Annotated in this window: 13 protein-coding genes and 1 other RNA gene; 10 read left to right on the forward strand and 4 right to left on the reverse strand. The window is 44.6% G+C overall.

Annotated elements, in window-relative coordinates:
• Positions 1 to 156: 156 nt before the first annotated feature.
• Positions 157 to 2,877, forward strand: coding sequence for a putative bifunctional diguanylate cyclase/phosphodiesterase (locus L5M71_RS01545; RefSeq protein ID WP_263206057.1), 2,721 nt, complete (start codon positions 157 to 159; stop codon positions 2,875 to 2,877).
• Positions 2,878 to 2,976: 99 nt separating this feature from the next.
• The gene (locus L5M71_RS01550; protein WP_263179065.1) at positions 2,977 to 4,215 is read left to right on the forward strand and encodes a DEAD/DEAH box helicase; all 1,239 of its coding nucleotides are present in this window, start codon (positions 2,977 to 2,979) and stop codon (positions 4,213 to 4,215) included.
• Positions 4,216 to 4,393: 178 nt separating this feature from the next.
• Here L5M71_RS01550 and ssrA read toward each other — a convergent pair.
• Both ssrA and smpB read right to left on the reverse strand, forming a co-directional pair.
• Positions 4,394 to 4,749: a transfer-messenger RNA gene (ssrA, locus tag L5M71_RS01555) on the reverse strand.
• Positions 4,750 to 4,820: 71 nt separating this feature from the next.
• Positions 4,821 to 5,312, reverse strand: a complete 492-nt coding sequence (gene smpB, locus L5M71_RS01560; RefSeq protein WP_006080832.1) for an SsrA-binding protein SmpB — start codon at positions 5,310 to 5,312, stop codon at positions 4,821 to 4,823.
• 278 nt (positions 5,313 to 5,590) lie between these two features.
• Here smpB and L5M71_RS01565 point away from each other — a divergent pair, with 278 nt between their 5' ends.
• Positions 5,591 to 6,028 (forward strand): type II toxin-antitoxin system RatA family toxin, encoded by a 438-nt coding sequence (locus tag L5M71_RS01565; protein WP_028760728.1) that lies wholly within the window; start codon positions 5,591 to 5,593, stop codon positions 6,026 to 6,028.
• The gene (locus L5M71_RS01570) at positions 6,018 to 6,350 is read left to right on the forward strand and encodes an RnfH family protein (RefSeq protein ID WP_263145130.1); all 333 of its coding nucleotides are present in this window, start codon (positions 6,018 to 6,020) and stop codon (positions 6,348 to 6,350) included. The genes L5M71_RS01565 and L5M71_RS01570 overlap by 11 nt, the downstream gene beginning before the upstream one ends.
• Before the next feature lie 89 nt (positions 6,351 to 6,439).
• Here the strand turns inward: L5M71_RS01570 and L5M71_RS01575 are convergent, their stop codons facing one another.
• Positions 6,440 to 6,931 (reverse strand): outer membrane protein assembly factor BamE, encoded by a 492-nt coding sequence (locus L5M71_RS01575; protein WP_028760727.1) that lies wholly within the window; start codon positions 6,929 to 6,931, stop codon positions 6,440 to 6,442.
• A 430-nt stretch (positions 6,932 to 7,361) separates the two neighbouring features.
• On the opposite strand from L5M71_RS01575, the gene L5M71_RS01580 reads away from it, so the two are divergent.
• The 4 genes from L5M71_RS01580 (at position 7,362) to L5M71_RS01595 (ending at position 12,322) form a co-directional block, all read left to right on the forward strand.
• Positions 7,362 to 8,153 (forward strand): SAM-dependent methyltransferase, encoded by a 792-nt coding sequence (locus L5M71_RS01580; RefSeq protein ID WP_263206059.1) that lies wholly within the window; start codon positions 7,362 to 7,364, stop codon positions 8,151 to 8,153.
• 58 nt (positions 8,154 to 8,211) lie between these two features.
• Positions 8,212 to 8,424, forward strand: a complete 213-nt coding sequence (locus L5M71_RS01585; protein WP_263206061.1) for a hypothetical protein — start codon at positions 8,212 to 8,214, stop codon at positions 8,422 to 8,424.
• A 63-nt stretch (positions 8,425 to 8,487) separates the two neighbouring features.
• Positions 8,488 to 10,221, forward strand: coding sequence for a GGDEF domain-containing protein (locus L5M71_RS01590; protein WP_263206151.1), 1,734 nt, complete (start codon positions 8,488 to 8,490; stop codon positions 10,219 to 10,221).
• 331 nt (positions 10,222 to 10,552) lie between these two features.
• On the forward strand, positions 10,553 to 12,322 hold the full coding sequence (locus L5M71_RS01595; RefSeq protein ID WP_263206063.1) for a monovalent cation:proton antiporter-2 (CPA2) family protein: 1,770 nt from the start codon (positions 10,553 to 10,555) through the stop codon (positions 12,320 to 12,322).
• 93 nt (positions 12,323 to 12,415) lie between these two features.
• Here L5M71_RS01595 and L5M71_RS01600 read toward each other — a convergent pair whose 3' ends face one another.
• On the reverse strand, positions 12,416 to 14,860 hold the full coding sequence (locus tag L5M71_RS01600; protein WP_263206066.1) for a TonB-dependent receptor: 2,445 nt from the start codon (positions 14,858 to 14,860) through the stop codon (positions 12,416 to 12,418).
• 860 nt (positions 14,861 to 15,720) lie between these two features.
• Between L5M71_RS01600 and aceB the strand changes: the two genes are divergently transcribed.
• Both aceB and aceA read left to right on the forward strand, forming a co-directional pair.
• Positions 15,721 to 17,370 carry a malate synthase A gene (aceB, locus tag L5M71_RS01605; protein WP_263206068.1) on the forward strand — a complete coding sequence of 550 codons (1,650 nt, stop codon included), beginning with the start codon at positions 15,721 to 15,723 and terminating at the stop codon, positions 17,368 to 17,370.
• 140 nt (positions 17,371 to 17,510) lie between these two features.
• Positions 17,511 to 18,836 (forward strand): isocitrate lyase, encoded by a 1,326-nt coding sequence (gene aceA, locus L5M71_RS01610; protein ID WP_198572101.1) that lies wholly within the window; start codon positions 17,511 to 17,513, stop codon positions 18,834 to 18,836.
• Positions 18,837 to 18,981: the final 145 nt, after the last annotated feature.

Raw genomic sequence — 18,981 nt, forward strand, 5'->3', positions numbered from 1 at the left:
TTGAGATGTATTGATTTGATGTTAAACGTAAAATTTTATGAGATTTTACTGCTTGGTTAACGTTTTCCCTCTGTAGCAATATTGGGCATGTGTTTAAGGTCTTACGGTATTCTCGCTGTAGGCCGATTGAGCAGTAACGAGATCTGAGTTGGCAAGATGATGATAGATGTACCTATTACGCAGCAACAGCTTGATAACTGGTTGAGTGACTTAAATTTAGTCGCTGAGATATCAAGCAGTAAAGCAATGTTATTAGCATGGAATGCTGCGGGTGAACTTAGCAGCATGTTAAGTTCAGACTCTGCGGCTGAAAGTGAAATACAGGCAATACTCAGCCACTTAAGTGGCAATCATTTGGCTACCTCCCAGCCTGCGATAAGCCAGTCCGTTGTGATGCCCTCAATGCTCACACCATCAGAAATTGTTCAAAATCCCTTTGATATTATTGATAAACCTACTATTCCCCCTCTAAGCAATGCTAAGTTGTACAGCTTGAGCGAGCCAATTTCAGCATTGCCGCGATTAGGCAGTCATCAAATCACGGCTGCATTATCTGTATCACAGCTAACTGAGCAGGTACGTGAGCCTCTGTTAATTATGGATACTCGGCAGCACTCAGATTGGCACACTTGTAGCGCAATCGGCAGCGTGATTTGTTTGTCTCTCGCTTGGCCATCTGGGGCTAATTTTGGCTTTTTATGCTTCTATCACAACGAGGCTCACGGCGTAGATTCAAAAACACTACAACTCGCTAAGCTTATCAGCGATAGCATTCAACACCAGTTAGGCGAGATATTGAGCCAACATAATACGGCTGAAACATTAAGCCGAGGTTCACCGAGTCGTGTCGATACGGTCGATTTACAAACTTTTATCGATAGTTTTGACGAACATATTTGGATGAAAAATGCCGCAGGCATTTACACTCTTTGCAATCGTAGTGTTGAGAATGCGTGGGAAATGCCCCGCAGTGAGATTGTTGGTAAATCCGATGTTGAACTCTTTGGTGCTGATATTGCAGAGATTTTTCTAGAGGGTGATAGGCTCGCTATCGAGTCAGGTACGCCTATCATTGTCGCTGAGTGTTTAGATGGCAGTGAAGCTAAAAATCATCTTTGGCTAGAAACGCTAAAACTCCCAACACTCAATGCCCTGGGTGAGCTCGTGGGCGTTATCGGTATGACTCGCAACATCTCCAAGCATAAAGCAGTTGAAGAACAACTGACACTGGCGACCAATGTGTTTAAAAACTCGGTTGAAGGTGTCGTTGTGACCGACCGGCATGGCAATATTACCGACGTTAACGGTGCATTTTTTGAGATCACAGGTTATGTGAGGGAAGAGTTACTCGGCCAGAATCCTCGGATTTTTAGTTCGGGTCGGCATGATAAAGATTTTTTCGATAAACTCTGGAATGCCTTGCTTACTCAAGGTAAATGGAATGGCGAAATTTGGAATCGGCGTAAAAATGGCACGATTTTTCCGCAAAATATCACCATAAGCACTATTTATGATGACGTTGGAGATGTGCGTTATTTTGTCGCTGTATTTGCCGATATTTCAGCCCAGAAAGAGAACGAAGCGCAACTCACGCACTTAGCGTATTTTGACCCGCTAACGCATTTGCCCAATCGCATGAAGTTCATGATGCAGCTTAAGCAAGAAGTGCGACAAGCTAAGCGGCTGAATTTGCAATTAGCGACTGTGATGATTGATGTCGATCTGTTCAAGCATATCAACGACAGTTTTGGCCACAGTATAGGCGATGAAATGTTAGTTGAGCTTGCCAAGCGTTTACGCAGCCAAGTAGGCGATCAGGATGTGTTATCACGGATTGGTGGCGATGAGTTTGTGGCATTGATTTCAGGGATTGACAATAGTGCCGATGCCGCAGTTGCCATAAATCAATTGCGCCAAGTGTTTGAGCAACCTTTTATTGTGAGCACGGGCGACCACTTACGTTTAACGGCGAGTATGGGCGTTTCTTTGTATCCAAATGATGGAACCGATGCGGACACTTTACTGCGTAACGCCGATGCGGCCATGTATCGCGCCAAAAATGATGGCCGCAATAATTATGCTTTTTATACAGAGTCCTTAACTCAACAGTCTTTTGAACATCTTAAGCTGCAAAGTGCTCTCTATGGAGCGATTGAGCAAAATGCTTTGTACTTAATGTACCAGCCAAAACTTGATTTAGTGGCTCGACAAACCGTTGGATTTGAAGCATTACTGCGTTGGCACGATCCTCAACTGGGGTTGATTTCTCCCGCGATATTTATTCCTGTGGCAGAAAAGATAGGTCTTATCCATGAAATTGGTTTATGGGTTTTAGAAACCGCTTGCCGTCAGGGAATGCGTTGGCTTGGTGAAGGCAAAAATTTTGGCCGTATTGCCGTGAACGTGGCAGGACAACAGTTACAGCGCAGTTCCTTTGTGGATGATGTGAAGCGTGTCTTAGCTGAAACGGGTTTGCCCGCCAAGCATTTAGAGCTTGAAGTGACCGAAAGTGTGATGATGCAGAATCCTGATCTTGCTATCCGTGACTTAAAGCGACTTGGCGATCTGGGTATCGAATTATCGGTTGATGATTTTGGTACAGGCTATTCATCGCTCAACTATTTGAAAAAACTGCCTATTCATAAATTGAAAATTGATCAGTCTTTTGTGCGAGACATTCCCTTCGACACTAACAATACTGCGATTGCTAAAGCTGTGATTGCGCTTGGACATGCGTTGAAGCTTGACATTATCGCCGAAGGAGTGGAAACCAAAGAACAAGCCGATTTTCTGCAACAAAATCAGTGCGATCAAGCCCAAGGTTACCTTTTTAGTCGTCCGCAACTAGCTGCAGATCTCGACGCATTTTTATCGTAAAACAAGTTTGCATATAACAATAGGACTAACGCTATGCCGCTAGTCGCTTAGGGTTGTGTCTGCTAAAATTCTGGCCATTATTTTCAGTGGTTAACCGCAATGTCTTTTAGTGCCTTATCCTTAAACTCCACGTTAGTGAATACCTTAGCGGCTCTTGGTTATGAATCGCCAACGCCTATCCAGTTAGAAGCGATCCCTGCCATCTTAGCTAAACGGGATGTGATGGCTGGCGCCCAAACGGGTACAGGCAAAACCGCTGCGTTCGCCTTGCCTATCTTGCATCATTTGATGACACTCAGCCCTTCGCAAGAATTAATAACTGTGAGACCCGTACGCGCATTAGTCTTAGTGCCGACACGTGAACTGGCAGTGCAGGTACAGCAGAGTTTTGTTAAGTACGCTAAAGGGACTGATATTCGTATCGGCATCGCCTACGGCGGCGTGAGTATCGATGCGCAGGTCGCCGTGTTTAATGCAGGGATTGATGTGTTAATCGCAACACCGGGCCGCTTACTTGACCACCTTAGGCAAGGTGCATTAAATCTTAAGCAATTGAGTGTGCTTGTTTTCGATGAAGCCGACCGTATGCTCGACATGGGGTTTATGGATGAAATTCAAGCCGTGCTCAAGCAAGTACCGAGTGATAGGCAAACCCTGTTATTTTCTGCCACTTTAGATGCCGCTATTTTCAGCTTAAGTAAAACCTTACTGCGCGATCCCAAGTTGATTGAAGTTGCCAAGCGCAACACGACCGCTGCCGAAATTGAACAAGTGGTTTATGCCGTCGACGCCGACCGTAAAACCGAACTCGTTAGCCATCTGGTACGCAGTAAAAACTGGCATCAAGTGTTGATTTTTAGCCGCACTAAGCAAGGCGTCGATAAACTGGTTCAGCAACTCAATAAAGCCGATATTATCACTCAGGCGTTTCACGGTGACTTGTCCCAAGGCGCGCGCGAGAAAGTTTTACAGGAATTTAAACAAGGTAAGATCCAAGTGCTAGTGGCAACGGATGTCGCCGCCAGAGGCCTAGATATCGTCGAGCTTAAATATGTGATCAACTTTGAGCTACCCTTTATCGCTGAAGATTATATTCATCGTATCGGTCGCACAGGTCGAGCGGGCAGTGCAGGGCTTGCCATCACTCTCTTTAGTCAAGAGGACGCCCTATTATTGGAAGAAGTTGAAGTTGTGCTCGACAAGCGTCTACCACAACAATGGTTACTAGGCTTCGAACCCGACTTTAATAAGATGGATACCGAACCTAGACGTAACGGCAAAGCGGCGCAAAAACAACGTGCTAAAAAGCGCGCTTTGGGTGGAAAGGGAAAAAGGTAGTTTTTTAGGTGCGGCGTCTGAATGGCTGAATCTAATAGAGATTAGATCAAGTGGTGACATGATTCATTTATCGACGCCAGTTCAGTTCCCGCCGCCGCATTTGAATTGATAGCTCAAAATAGCCTGAAAGTTCAAACAAAAAGGGCTTAACCTTGCGGTTAAGCCCTTCTGGTAAAATTGGTGGAGGCGGCGGGACTTGAACCCGCGTCCAGAACACCTACATCCAAGGCACTACATGCTTAGTCTCTCTTTTAATTAACCCGAATAAACTCCGAAAGACAGGATTTCATCGGGCGAGTCCGGTACTATTTCGCGGTTCACCCCCGGACGGAGTTCCCTCGCTATCAAATGTAAGATGACCATCTGTATACACCGCCCATTTGAGAGACCTGTGTCAGATGGCTAGCTAGCCTAAGCTGCTAGAGCGTAGTTATCGTCGTTTGCAACTATAACTGTGCGGCTTTTTACGAGGCCAACCGCCCCTCGGCATGCTCCCAGGGTTTCGTGAATCCTGTCGAATCCAGAATCGCCCCCAAGAATTTGATTGTAACCCGTAGCACTATGATCACCTAGCATCATTTGCTTCAAGTTCAATCGTTTGTTCATTATCCGTGCGTTTTTTCTTTTTTCATCACGCGGGCTTTTTCAACTTCCCATTCACGCGCTTTAGTATCTTCGCGCTTATCGTGATCTTTCTTACCTTTACCTAGACCAATTTCCACTTTCACCCATGCACCTTTACGCCAGTACATTGAGATAGGAATAATAGAGTAGCCTTGGCGCTCAACTAAGCCCGCTAGTTTATCTAGCTCTTTACGGCTGAGTAGCAGCTTTTTCAAACGTAGGGGATCGCAGACAACGTGTGTCGATGCCGTATTCAAGGGAATAATGGTGCAGCCATGCATAAAGGCTTCGCCATTTTTCAGGAATACGTAACAGTCGGACAAGTTGACCTTACCCATACGGATAGATTTCACTTCCCATCCCATGAGGGATAGGCCGGCTTCCATTTTCTCTTCGAAACGGTATTCGAAGGTTGCGCGCTTATTACGTGCGATAGTCGCAGGCGCGGCTTTGCTTGAATTTTTCTTTACCATAGTGGCGCCATTATACGCACGGTGATTCAATTTGGTATTGATATAAGGTTTTATTTAGTTAATTTCAAGCCTCTATCGTGTTATTGCTGGTTTTTTGAACGTGATTAGGGGGTTGAGTATCAGCCTAAGTGCACAAGGGGTGCGTTTTTTACGTATCGTGATAAAATCCGTGCAAATTTTGATTGCTGGCCTAAGTTGTTTATTGCACGTGCGTTATTTTCGTGCGTTTGAGTTTGCTTAGGTCGCTGTGAATACGTTAGTGAAGAGTACTAAGTCCTATGCCGCAAATTTCTCGAAGTGTGTTAGTCCGTTTTAGTGCGATGCAAATGTATGACTTAGTGAATGATGTCGAGTCGTATAAGGAATTTTTACCCGGTTGTGTGGGTGGTAAAGTCTTAGAATTTGATGGTAAGACTATGCTGGCATCTGTGGATGTGAGTAAAGCGGGGATCCGTAAGACATTTACGACTCGCAACCAAGTGGTTCCTGGTAAGAGTATTGATTTAACATTGGAAAATGGGCCCTTTAAGCATTTATTGGGGCAGTGGCGTTTTACTGAGCTGACTGAAGAGGCCTGCAAGGTAGAGTTCGAGCTGAGTTTTGAGTTTTCAAGTTCGTTAGCCGATATGGCCTTTGGTAAAGTGTTTAATGATCTTATGGTATCAATGGTGACGGCATTTACGAGTCGCGCTAAGGTGATTTACAGTGACAAATGAGACAGATAAGTTTGTAGTTGATGTGGTTTACGCCTTGCCTACACAGCAAAAAGTGATTTCGGTGAATGTGAATCCCGGCACGTCAGCGATTGAGGTTGTGCGTTTAAGTAACATTGTAAGCTTTTTTCCTGAGATCGATTTAGACACGGTTAAGCTCGGTGTGTTTAGTAATGTGATTAAGCATGACCAAGTGATTTTACCGGGGCAAAGGGTTGAGATTTATCGTCCTTTGATTGCTGATCCTAAGGATGTGCGTCGTCGCCGAGCAGATAAAGCTAAAGATGAAGGCCGCGCGAATAAAGTGACGGGCGGACGGGCTTAAATACTGACATCATTGCTCAATAAAAAAGCGCCCTTGGGCGCTTTTTTGTATTTGATTGACTGAGAAGAGCATAAGCAAAGTTTAGGATATTACTTAATTGGTTTTTGAACTTGCGCTTCAGCTTGATTTTCTTTCACTAATGGCTTTTCATCGGCGCGCTGTGCTGGAATTTGTGGCACTAGCTCAGTTTTATTACCTGTTGGCAAGCTGCTTTGTTCTAGCGGCGTACTAAATTCTTTGCTCAGTTCATAATCGCCTTTCACTGAGGTAAGTTTATCGCCCGTAAAGTGCAGTATGAGTTCTTTATGCGTAATGCTGGCATCACGCCCACTCTTGTAGTGATACACATAGTACCAAGTATCGTCGGCAAAACTATCTCGTAATACCGGACGGCCGAGAATGTATTCGGCTTGTTCTTTGGTCATGTCAATGCGCAACTTTTCAACTTGTTGCGGTTCCATGTAGTTGCCCTGTGGAATATCGGGCTTATAAATCAACCAATCGAACACGCTACAGGCACTGAGCGAAACAGAGAGCGCCACAGCGCCCAGTAGGGTAAGACTTTGCTTTTTATTGATCATTGTATGCGCTACTTCTGAAAATCTGGCGGCCATAATACCCAAGCATTCCCCCTCATGACAAGGGCAATCGGGCTTTGCAACCGTCATAGATCGAATTGTGTGACTTTTCGACCCAGTATGTTGGCTTTAGTTCTCAATCTTTAAGGATATTTATTCGCTAAAGTCATATGGGGCTATGAGTATGATTTTCGGCTTCTAGAGCCGTACAGGTTTACTGTTGGCTGGATTGGGAAAAGAGTAAATGTGAGCGATTTCTTCTTTAAAGCCAAGCAATTAGTTAGTAAGTCGATAGACAGTATGTGTGGCGATAAACATAGTAATCTCATTAAAATCAGATTAAAGTTACCGATATGTTTTTATTGTGTTCTTGTACTGTGGCTTTTTTGCCGTAAGTTTGCAGTGTTCGAAATAAAATAGTGGGATAGATGCATTGGGTTCTTTAGTTTGCGTAGGTACGGGTTTACAACTGGCCGGACAGATCAGTGTGATGAGTCGTAGTTATATTGAGCACGCTGATGTCGTGTTTTCACTCTTGCCCGATGGTTTTTCGCAGCGTTGGATCCAGAACATTAATCCCAATGTCATCAATTTACAGCCGTTTTATGCACAAAATGGTGAAGTTAAAAATCGCCGAGAAACCTACGAACAAATGGTTAATTCTATATTGGAGGCCGTAAGGGCTGGCAAAAAAACCGTTTGTGCGCTCTATGGTCATCCTGGAGTCTTTGCCTGTGTTTCCCATATGGCGATTACACGGGCGAGGGCAGAAGGGTTTTCAGCGAAGATGGAGCCGGGGATTTCGGCCGAGGCGTGTTTATGGGCTGATCTGGGTATTGACCCCGGCAGCTCTGGGCATCAAAGCTTTGAAGCTAGCCAGTTTATGTTTTTTAATCATGTGCCCGATCCGACAACCCATTTATTGTTATGGCAAATTGCGATTGCTGGTGAACATACCTTAACTCAGTTTCATACTACGAGTGACAGGCTGCAGATTTTGGTTGAACAACTGAATCAATGGTATCCGCGAGATCATCAAGTGGTGATTTACGAAGCTGCTAATCTGCCAGTTCAAGCCCCTAGAATTGAGTATTTGCCGTTGAGTAAGCTGCCCGAGGCAAACTTGTCTCCGATCAGTTCTTTACTGATCCCGCCAGCAAAAAAACTCGAATACAACTATGCTATTTTAACTAAATTAGGCATTAGACCTGAAGATTTAGGCTAATTGTGAGTGCTGTACTTCTGAGCTGAATTCGGGAGTCATCATATAAATAAGGAAAGGTATGTCTGCATTATCGGATTTTTTTACCCAGTTAGGTCAAGATGCACAACTGATGGAAGCGTATCAACAGGACCCGGAGGCCGTAATGCACGCCCATGGGTTAACTGATGAAGAAATTAGCGCTGTAATGACAGGGGATATGACAAAACTAAAAGTTTTGAGTGGCGACCAAAATTATCAAACATTTGTTTTAGTCAATCATGGTAATAATTAACTCATCTTGAAACGGTTACGTTGTGCCCTATTAGCCATCTTCGCCTTGTGTTCGACAGCTTTGATGGCTAACTCTCTCGATTTTGATCAGGCACTCAATGAGCTTGATGTATTACTGCAATCTGATCTTAGTGCTGCGCAGAAAAAGCTTGCCGAATATGAGAAAGAATTCAGTCGTTTAACTACAATACAACAAGGACGACTGAGGATAGATAGAGCGATAGGTTATTTTTTCACTGGTGAATATACTAAAGCGTTAGATGATCTTCACCAAGCCGAAACCTTAGTGACAAATACTGATTTATTGGCGTCAGTTTATAGTTACAAAGCCACTGTATATATAGGTCTGCGTGACTATGACAAAGCCTTGGCTGCAGTCGCTCAAGCATTAGCCCTAGTGGTGAATATTGATGATGTCACGATTAAACGGCACTCATATTTAAGAATTGCCAATATTTATTCCGAAATGGATGCTTATAGCGATATGGGCCTTTATGCCAATAAAGTGCTACAACTCGCAAAGGAAACCGATGTCCGCGATATTTGTCATGCCAAATTGTTGCGCGCTATTTATTTACTCGGCGTGAAAAATCCCGACGCCTTCGATGCCTTCGAAGATAGCCGTCAATACTGTGATGCGAAGCAATTCCCCCTTCTGGCGACTATGTCGATGAAGGGCAAAGCTATGGTTTTGCAGGAGCGGGGCGACTTTTTAGGCGCGAGAGCGATTCTGCTATTAGCCTTAAAAGGGTATGAAGCTTTTCAATTTCAGTTAGAAATTAGCCATGTACATGCACTACTTGCCGAGAATTACTTTGCCATGGGTGAGCAGGTTCAAGCGAAAAGTCACGCCGTTAAAGTGCTTTCATTCCCCGATGATAATAGCTACATCGAACATAAGCATATTGCATATAAGGTATTTGCCGAACTGATGGCGGCGGATAAACAATTTGAGCAAGCCTATGAATATACAAGAAAAGAACAATATTATAATCAATTGATTTTTGACCAATCTAGAATGAAAACCCTCGCTTATCAGGCGGCTAAGTTTAATGCTGATGAACAGTCGCGTGAAATCAATTTACTCAATAAAGAGCGTGAACTTTACATCGCTCAGCAAATGGTAAAAGAGCGGGAATACACCAATATGCTGATGTTTATCACTATTCTAGTGGGTGGGCTGTTCTTCCTTGGGATTTTGTTAGCCGTAGGTCAGATGCAGAAACGTAAGTTTATGCGTATGGCGAGAATGGATGCCTTAACAGGCATATTGAATCGTGGTGCAGGGCAAGAGTTGGGAGAAAACCTTTTTGTGCAAGCCATGGCTCGTAGCGGGGATTTCTGTGTCATTTTATTCGATTTAGATTTCTTCAAACGTATCAACGATTCTTTTGGTCATGGAACTGGCGATTGGGCGCTTAAAAAGGTGGTTGACTCCCTTAAATCCCATATCCGAAATGGTGATGTTTTTGCTCGTATCGGCGGTGAGGAGTTTGCAATTTTATTACCCTATGCTGATGAAGAGAAAGGCATGGAAGTGGCGGAGCAATGTCGAGCTCGTATCGAGGCCATTGATACCCAACATTCAGGGCATAAGTTCGTCATAACGGCGAGTTTTGGCGTGAGCGGTTTAATGGCTGATGATCTGAGTTTGGATCCATTATTTCACCGAGCCGACATGGCGCTCTATGCCGCTAAGGCCAATGGCCGCAACACCGTAGTACGCTATTCTGACATATTAAAATGTGACAAGCAGGCGACTGATTTACGGCGTCATATTGCATCGCCCTCTGTGTAATGTAAGTTGAGTGAGCATTTAGTCTCATCCAGAGTTGGTAGGCCCTTACTGGTTTTATCCTTCCTTAGTTTATTGCTCGTTTTTTATTTTGCAGCCACTCACTAAAATGCAATAACAGTCTAAGGTGTCTCTAAGCGCTCTTTTACTCTGCTTTGTTGCTCCAGTTGATTTCCCCCACGCTTAAGTGTTTTTCGTATCAAAAATTTCTCATTTTTAATGAATTGCCTTGACCTTGTTAATAAATAAATGGGATATCATAGCTGATAATTGCCTAGCTATTGCTGGGTCCTTACATAGAACAATGCGCATTCCTTTTTCCGTTGGAGCCTTCATGGAACAGTCGAGTTTACTCACGTCGGTGCTGCTATTTTTATTGGCGGCGGTTATTTTTGTTCCTTTGGGTAAACGTTTTGGAGCGGGTCCTATTCTTTCCTATTTGGCCGCAGGGATTATTTTAGGCCCAGGTGGCATGGCGTTGGTTTCTGATCCTGCTTCTGTGTTGCATTTTGCCGAGTTAGGTGTGGTACTTATGCTGTTTGTACTTGGACTCGAATTGAATCCAAGTAAATTATGGGAACTTCGCAGTGCTATCTTTGGTTTAGGTAGTGGTCAGCTGTTGTTGTCATGGGCTGCGATTGGAGGTTTGGCTTGGGGCTTTGGCTTGTCTATTGAGGCGGCTTTAGTGGTTGGTGCCGCGCTATCTTTATCATCGACAGCCTTTGCCGTGCAGTTAATGAGTGAGCATAGGTTGCTCACAACCCCACTTGGACGTGATGCTTTTGGGGTCTTGTTAATGCAAGATCTTGCGGTTATCCCTATGTTGCTGCTGACAGCATATTTGGCGCCCAATTCTGCTCAGATTGAACATCATGCGGTGCCTTGGTACTGGACGTGTCTTGCGCTCGTTGGTTTTGTGTTAGTGGGGAAATATTTATTGCCTAAATTCCTTAAACTAGTGGCAAGCAGTGGGGTGCGTGAAGTGCTCACCGCTTTTGCATTATTGCTGGTCATGGGTAGCGCTGAGTTAATGGAGTGGTTGGGACTTTCTGCGGGCATGGGGGCATTTTTGGCGGGTATTATGCTCGCTAACTCAAGTTATCGGCACCAGCTCGAAACTGACATAGAACCTTTTAAAGGCTTATTGCTTGGGCTGTTTTTCATGGCTGTCGGTATGAGTATGGATTTGAGATTATTGATATCTGATCCGTTACTTATTCTGGGAATTTTAATGGCTATGTTGCTGATTAAAACCTTTGTGCTTATGGTGTTGGGTCGCATTAGGCACCACAAATGGCGGCCGAGTATTGCACTAGGGTTGATCCTTGCTGAAGGGGGCGAATTTGCCTTTGTGCTTTTATCTCAGGCGCAGCTATCTGGTATTGTCGGCGATAAAATTGCGCAAGTCCTTGTGCTTGCTATTGGTTTGTCTATGGCAGTAACACCTCTATTGTTTACTTTGTTCCGAGCAACTAAAGCCAAAGTGGTGGATACTCGTCTGCCAGATACGATTAATGTCACCGAATCTGAAGTGGTGATTGCTGGATTTGGTCGAGTAGGCCAGATCACGGGGCGTATTTTGGCCTCATCAGGTATCCCTTTTGTCGCATTGGATAAGGATGCGAGTCATGTGGATGTGATTCGCAAATATGGCGGTGAGGTCTATTTTGGTGATGCCAGACGCTTAGACATGTTGATGTCGGCGGGGATTGCTCGGTCTAGATTACTATTGCTTGCCGTGGATAGTGTTGAGGATTCCATTGAAATTGCTCAGCAAGTGAAAACGCATTTTCCCCATATCAACATAGTCGCGCGGGCGAGGGACCGTAACCATGCTTATCGTTTGATGAGCCTTGGGGTGACGGATGTGTTTCGTGAGACCTTTGGTTCGGCGCTATCGGCCAGTGAGAAGATTCTCCAAGGCCTAGGTTTATCGCAGGTACAAGCCAACGAGCGGGTAAAAATATTTGCTGAACATGATAAGAAACTCGTGATTGCTAGCGCAGCCCATCAAAATGATTTAGCGACGTTAATCAATCTATCGAATAAGGGTAAGGCAGAGTTGGAATCCCTCATGCGTGGCGATAGGGAGAATGTGAGTTAATGTTGTCACTCTGATTTGGATATAAAAAAGAGAGCATAAATGCTCTCTTTTTTATTGGTTTACAACATCAAATTTAACGCTGATGTTTAAGTGTTAAAAGCTATAGCTGTATTGCAGTTTGACGTTGCGTTCTTCACCCGGCATACCACCGAGGAACATGGCTTTACTGTAATAGTCTTTATTGAAAAGGTTATTGATGTTCAGCTGGATTTTCCAAGAATCCGCGTTGTAGCTCACCGCCGAGTCAACGACGGTATAGCTAGGCACGTAACCGTCTGGAATACCAAATGAGCTTGAGTGCGTACTGCGATCATCGACAAATTTTGCACCAAGGCTCAGCTCGATTGGGCTTGATAATCTAAACCAATCCGCGCCATAGGTAACCCAAGCACTGGCGGTGACATAAGGCACACCTTTTTGACGGCTGTCGTAATTTGCGACGTCATTCGGGTTTTGCTTATCCCTTGCATCTTGGTACATGCCATTAAGGTTAACGCGCCATTGATCATTCAGGTGGGCATTGAGATCGAGTTCGACCCCCTGAGTATCTTCGCTGCCATCGTAAAAATACACGGGAATATTAGGGGTTAATATGCCATTGGTATAATCAGGGTTGTTATAGGCGACATTAGTACGCGAGCTTTTAAAGAATACCAGTGAGCCAAGTAATTGATCCTCAAATGCTTTAAAGCGCATGCCTAAATCATTACTAATCGATTCTGAATCATCTCGGTCGGTAGCATTATCTTTTACTGCATCAAGTACACTGTAAGCGGTGCGCCCTTTAGAATGGTTGATGAAAAATGATAAATCCTCAATCGGCATGTAGGTTAACCCTAGGTTATAGGTCATACCGTTATCTGTGGTATCGGCTTCTGGTGTCGCTTGGGATTGGCTAGTGCTATAGCGTGGATCAACACCAAAGTGCTCATAGGCTTGTTTAATCTCATTAAAGGCAACACCAATACGCGTGGTAAAGCCGTATGGCAGATAACTGACATGTTGTAAGCCTACGCCCCAAGCGCTGACTTTTTTGTCATAGTTAGCGGTTTTGAGTGGGTCATAGTCCTCGAATTTACCTGTGCCCCAATTAGGATTGCGGATGTCGTATATATAAGGCAGAGATCCTTGGTAAATGATTTTGCCATCTTTGTTTTTAAAGATTTGATCCGCATCGTAGATAGAATATTGCTGGAAGCGAATATTACGGTCTTCATAGTTGGCATTGACCAATAATTCATTGTCTATATTGCCAATTTGGAAGTCATAACGTAAATCGGCAAAGTACTGCCACGAAGTCTCGTCGGCATCCACTTTACGGTATTCCTGACGTCTTGCAGCAAAAGGATAAAGTACGCCGTTTTCAACTAAAGGCGCGCGGGGATCTGTGTTGATCGGGTTTTTGCCTTGTTTCCAGTAGACGTAGTTATAAGCACCTGTTTGGCGGGCGAAGCCTGAAGTGTAGTCGCGATACTGTAATTGCTGATTAACAAACAGATTATCGTTGAAGTAAATATTATGGGTTAGTTTAAATCTTAACTCTTCGCCTTCATTGTCCTTCGCCATGGGTGAAATCAGCCCTGCATCACCAAACGAATAGGGCCTTAAGCCGTCAGCACCCGACAACGAGGCCGCTAACTGCTGACGCTGTGCATCGGTCAGTTGTAGACCTTTACCACTTGGATCGTTGATCAAATCCTGCCAAGTGACCTCTCCCGCGCTCTTACCGCCGACTGAATCGGCATTGTAAATTCGAATCGGGTGGCCAATAGAGTCAACGGCAATAGCATCTTTGATGTAAGCACCTGAAAGCATTACATCTTGGCTATCACTTAATACCCATTTTAAGGCGCCATAGATTTCGTCTCTGTCTGTACCTATATCGCGATACCCATCACTGCGGCCAGATTTGGCCACTAAACGGTAGGCGACATCATCACTCAGGCCGCCCGTGCTATCCAGAGCAAGGGAGTAGGTATCCCATTGCCCAACTTCGGCGGTAAATTTGTTTTTTGACTCGAATTGCGGTTTTTTCTCAATTAAATTGATGACGCCGCCAGCACTCCCCATGCCATAGAGTCCAGTCGCTGGGCCTTTTAATACTTCTACGGATTCAACGTTGGTTAAAGAGCGCGTGGGGTTGAAAGTGTTACCAAGGCCAGCACCGCCATACATACCGTCATAGGTGTAATTTGCGCCTAAACCACGGATGACTATGTTGTCACCGATGCCATAGTTATTACCCGCTTGAGTCACACCACTGATGTTACGGATCAAGTCTTGCAGATTATCTGTACCTTGGGTTTCGATCAGTTCTTGGTCAACAATTACAACTGCAGCGGGTGTTTCCATGAGAGACATGTCGGATTTAGTCGCTAGCCCTGAATTTTTCACCACTGAGTTTTGTCTGCCATAAACCGTGATGCGCTCAACGTTGGCTTCAGTATTTGCTGATACCGAGTTAGCTTCGGCGGATGCAGTTTGCGATAAAACGGAAAGGCAGGCGAGTGCAGTTAGTGACAAACGAAATGATTTCATTAATGGTTCCCCCAAATAAATAGGTCGCGAATAGTAATGATTTGTATTTAAGTTGGCAACATATGTTTCAGATGTCGTGGTTGAAATGTGCAGTGCTGCGAATAAGTGTTACGAAAAGGCATGTATTTGAGGAAGTAAGATATGGGTTCTCGCAGGAGAAAAGCTTCATAAAAAGTCGCGTCTAAGCTCCATCCCGCTGTAATGTCAAATTTGTTTCATTTTTTTTATAAAAAAGTGATTTATTTTTTGAGTTAACCATCACATCCCACCTTGTTGATCGGGAAACGCAACCTGGCACTTAGTTTGAATCGCACACGACACTTATTTCGTTTACGTAAACGTCAAAGTGAAACGGTCGTTTTAATTTGTGGCAATAGCAACAGTCTTTATCATTATGATTTATATGAATTTATCTGACTTACCTCTAGGTTAGTTCAAAACATTGAGCATTTTCTACTTAGGTCTAATAGAGTAAAAATGATGTAATAATAAATTTACTATTAGTTATTTAATTACGTAATTAATTACTTTGCGTATTGATTGGTAAAGTTGTCTGACAAGTTTCATTTAACTGCAATTGCCATATGTGATTAAAATGTTTAATTGTATATTTATCAGTTGTTTGTTGTTTATTTTATTGCTTGGTCAGACCAATTTTAGCATGGCTTTTACTTAGGTTAATGCATGTTTTTGTCAATCTTGGACTGTTGCAAATACAAACGTTTGTCGGTAAGTTTTAGTTTGAAACAAACATTTGATGGTTTTTTGGTGAGTTTATAAGCAGTGGTGATTGGGGATGCTACTGCTTTATATGTCAGCGTTAAGCCTGTGATAGTGGAGCCTCTTGGGAGGGCATCAAGATGACGGAACACACTTTGAGTGAACAGCAATTGAATTCGACACTGGGTAAAGCTACAGCAAACGCCACGCTTAATATTGTGGGTCGTGACATTCCAGGCCAAGAAGTCATATTTACCGAAGGGGCTGTCGCCTTACTCGAATCCCTTTGTCGTGAATTTGCCGACGAAGTACCCGCTTTACTCGCTAAACGTAAAGATAAGCAAGCGCGTATCGATAAAGGATCATTACCAGACTTTCTGCCTGAAACCCGCGCTATCCGTGATGGTGCATGGCAGATTCGCGGTATTCCCGATGACTTGCTTGACCGCCGCGTGGAAATCACAGGTCCCGTTGAACGTAAAATGGTGATTAACGCACTCAACGCCAACGCCAAAGTGTTTATGGCTGACTTTGAAGATTCCTTAGCACCGAGCTGGGAAAAAGTCGTCGAAGGTCAAATCAATCTACGTGATGCCGTGCGTGGTGATATTGAGTACACAGCACCGGACACAGGTAAGCACTACAAATTAGGACCAAATCCGGCAGTGCTTATTTGCCGCGTTCGTGGTCTGCACCTTAAAGAAAAACACGTGCAGTTTAACGGCAAAGCGATTCCAGGCTCACTGTTTGATTTCGCACTGTATTTCTACCACAACTATCGCCAACTTTTGGCCAAGGGCAGTGGTCCATACTTCTATATTCCTAAGTTAGAAAGTCATGTTGAAGCGCGCTGGTGGGCAAAAGTATTTGCTTTTGTTGAGGAAAGGTTTTGTCTGCAAGCGGGCACGATTAAATGTACTTGCTTGATTGAGACTTTGCCTGCCGTTTTCGAAATGGACGAAATTCTCTATGAACTACGTTCCAATATCGTCGCACTGAACTGTGGTCGTTGGGATTACATCTTCAGCTATATTAAAACATTAAAACGTCATAGCGACCGAGTCTTACCGGATCGCCAAGCCGTCACTATGGATACGCCTTTCTTAAGCGCTTATTCAAGACTCTTGATTAAGACCTGCCACAAACGCGGTGCCTTAGCGATGGGCGGCATGGCAGCCTTTATTCCTGCTAAAGATCCTGCTCAGAACGAAGCGGTATTACAGCGAGTTCGTCGAGATAAAGAGCTTGAGGCGCGTAACGGTCACGATGGCACTTGGGTAGCGCACCCTGGCCTTGCCGACACCGCTATGGGGATTTTCAACGAATACATAGGCCAAGATCACTGTAATCAATTACATATTACCCGTGATGTCGACGCGCCAATTCTGGCTAGTGAGTTACTTAAAACCTGCGATGGTGAGCGCACTGAACAAGGGATGCGTCTGAACATTCGTATCGCCCTGCAGTATTTAGAGGCGTGGATCAGTGGCAATGGTTGTGTACCTATTTACGGCTTAATGGAAGATGCGGCTACGGCTGAGATCTCTAGAGCATCAATTTGGCAATGGATCCAACACGGTAAGTCGCTGTCAAACGGAAAATTAGTGACCAAACAACTCTTTAAAGACATGTTGGTTGAAGAGCTGTCGAACGTGAAAAAAGAAGTGGGTAGTGACAGATTCACCCATGGCAAATTCACCCAAGCGGCGGTATTGCTCGAAGACATTACCACCTCCGACGAGCTGGTCGATTTCTTAACCTTACCCGGTTACGAAATCCTGACAGCTTAGAATGAACTCATTTGCTTGAACCGTTTTAGGTAAACCAGATTTAGCTGTGGCGGGGCTACCGTCAACCAAACAATTTAGCAGAGTGAAACTGGGGGGCAGTTTCATGATAGCTACAACATCAAAGATAAAGGAGCGACACTATGACTAAGGCAACGACTCAGACTTCACGTCAAGAACAGATTGATGCAATCAAGAGAGATTGGGCAGAAAACCCACGTTGGAAACACGTGCGTCGTCCTTATACCGCAGAAGAAGTGGTTGCGCTTCGCGGTTCAATCGTGCCTGAGAATACTATCGCTAAGCGCGGTGCTGCGAAGTTATGGGAATTGGTTAACGGTGGCGCTAAAAAAGGCTACGTGAATTCACTGGGTGCGTTAACGGGGGGGCAAGCGGTACAACAGGCGAAAGCGGGTATTGAAGCGATTTACCTTTCAGGTTGGCAAGTGGCAGCCGATGCTAACTTAGCCGGCACTATGTACCCAGATCAATCTTTATACCCAGCCAACTCAGTGCCAGCTGTGGTGTCACGCATCAATAATTCATTCCGTCGTGCTGACCAAATTCAGTGGGGCAATGGTGTTAATCCAGAAGATGAAAAATTTGTTGATTACTTTCTGCCAATTATTGCTGACGCAGAAGCGGGTTTTGGCGGCGTATTAAATGCCTTCGAACTGATGAAGTCGATGATCGACGCAGGCGCTGCCGGTGTTCACTTTGAAGATCAGTTAGCTTCAGTGAAGAAATGTGGTCACATGGGCGGCAAAGTATTAGTGCCAACCCAAGAAGCGGTACAAAAGCTGGTTGCTGCACGTTTAGCAGCGGACGTGAGCGGTGTCGATACACTGGTTATCGCCCGTACCGATGCTAACGCGGCCGATTTGTTAACTTCAGATTGCGACCCATACGATCGTGATTTCGTGACTGGCGAGCGCACCAATGAAGGTTTCTACCGTGTTAAAGCCGGTCTTGACCAAGCAATTTCTCGTGGTCTGGCTTATGCTCCGTATGCGGATTTGATTTGGTGTGAAACCGCTAAACCGGATCTTGAAGAAGCGCGTATTTTTGCTGAAGCGATTCATGCCCAATACCCAGATCAACTGCTTGCTTATAACTGTTCGCCTTCGTTCAACTGGAAGAAAAATCTGGACGACGCCACTATCGCGCGCTTCCAACAAGCATTGTCAGACATGGGCTACAAGTACCAGTTCATCACTTTAGCCGGCATCCACAACATGTGGTACAACATGTTCGACCTCGCTTACGACTATGCTCGTGGCGAAGGTATGAAGCATTATGTTGAAAAAGTTCAAGAAGTTGAGTTTGCTGCAGCGAAAAAAGGTTACACCTTCGTGGCGCATCAACAGGAAGTGGGCACAGGTTATTTCGACCAAGTGACTACGGTTATTCAAGGTGGCCATTCTTCAGTGACTGCACTGACTGGGTCTACCGAAGAAGAGCAGTTTTAAGCAGTAAGCAGCGCTTAGGATGATCCATTGTGATTGTGGATCAATCCTTAGCACGCCTTATGCTGATGTTTGTGGTGAGGCGTGGTTAAAAACTCGAAATAGAGGGCAAGGGCGGACTGTGATGAGTTACCGAGCTTGCAGCTTA

Source organism: Shewanella sp. SW1 (genome assembly GCF_025653545.1).
In the GTDB taxonomy this organism is placed as follows: Bacteria; Pseudomonadota; Gammaproteobacteria; order Enterobacterales; family Shewanellaceae; genus Shewanella; species Shewanella oncorhynchi.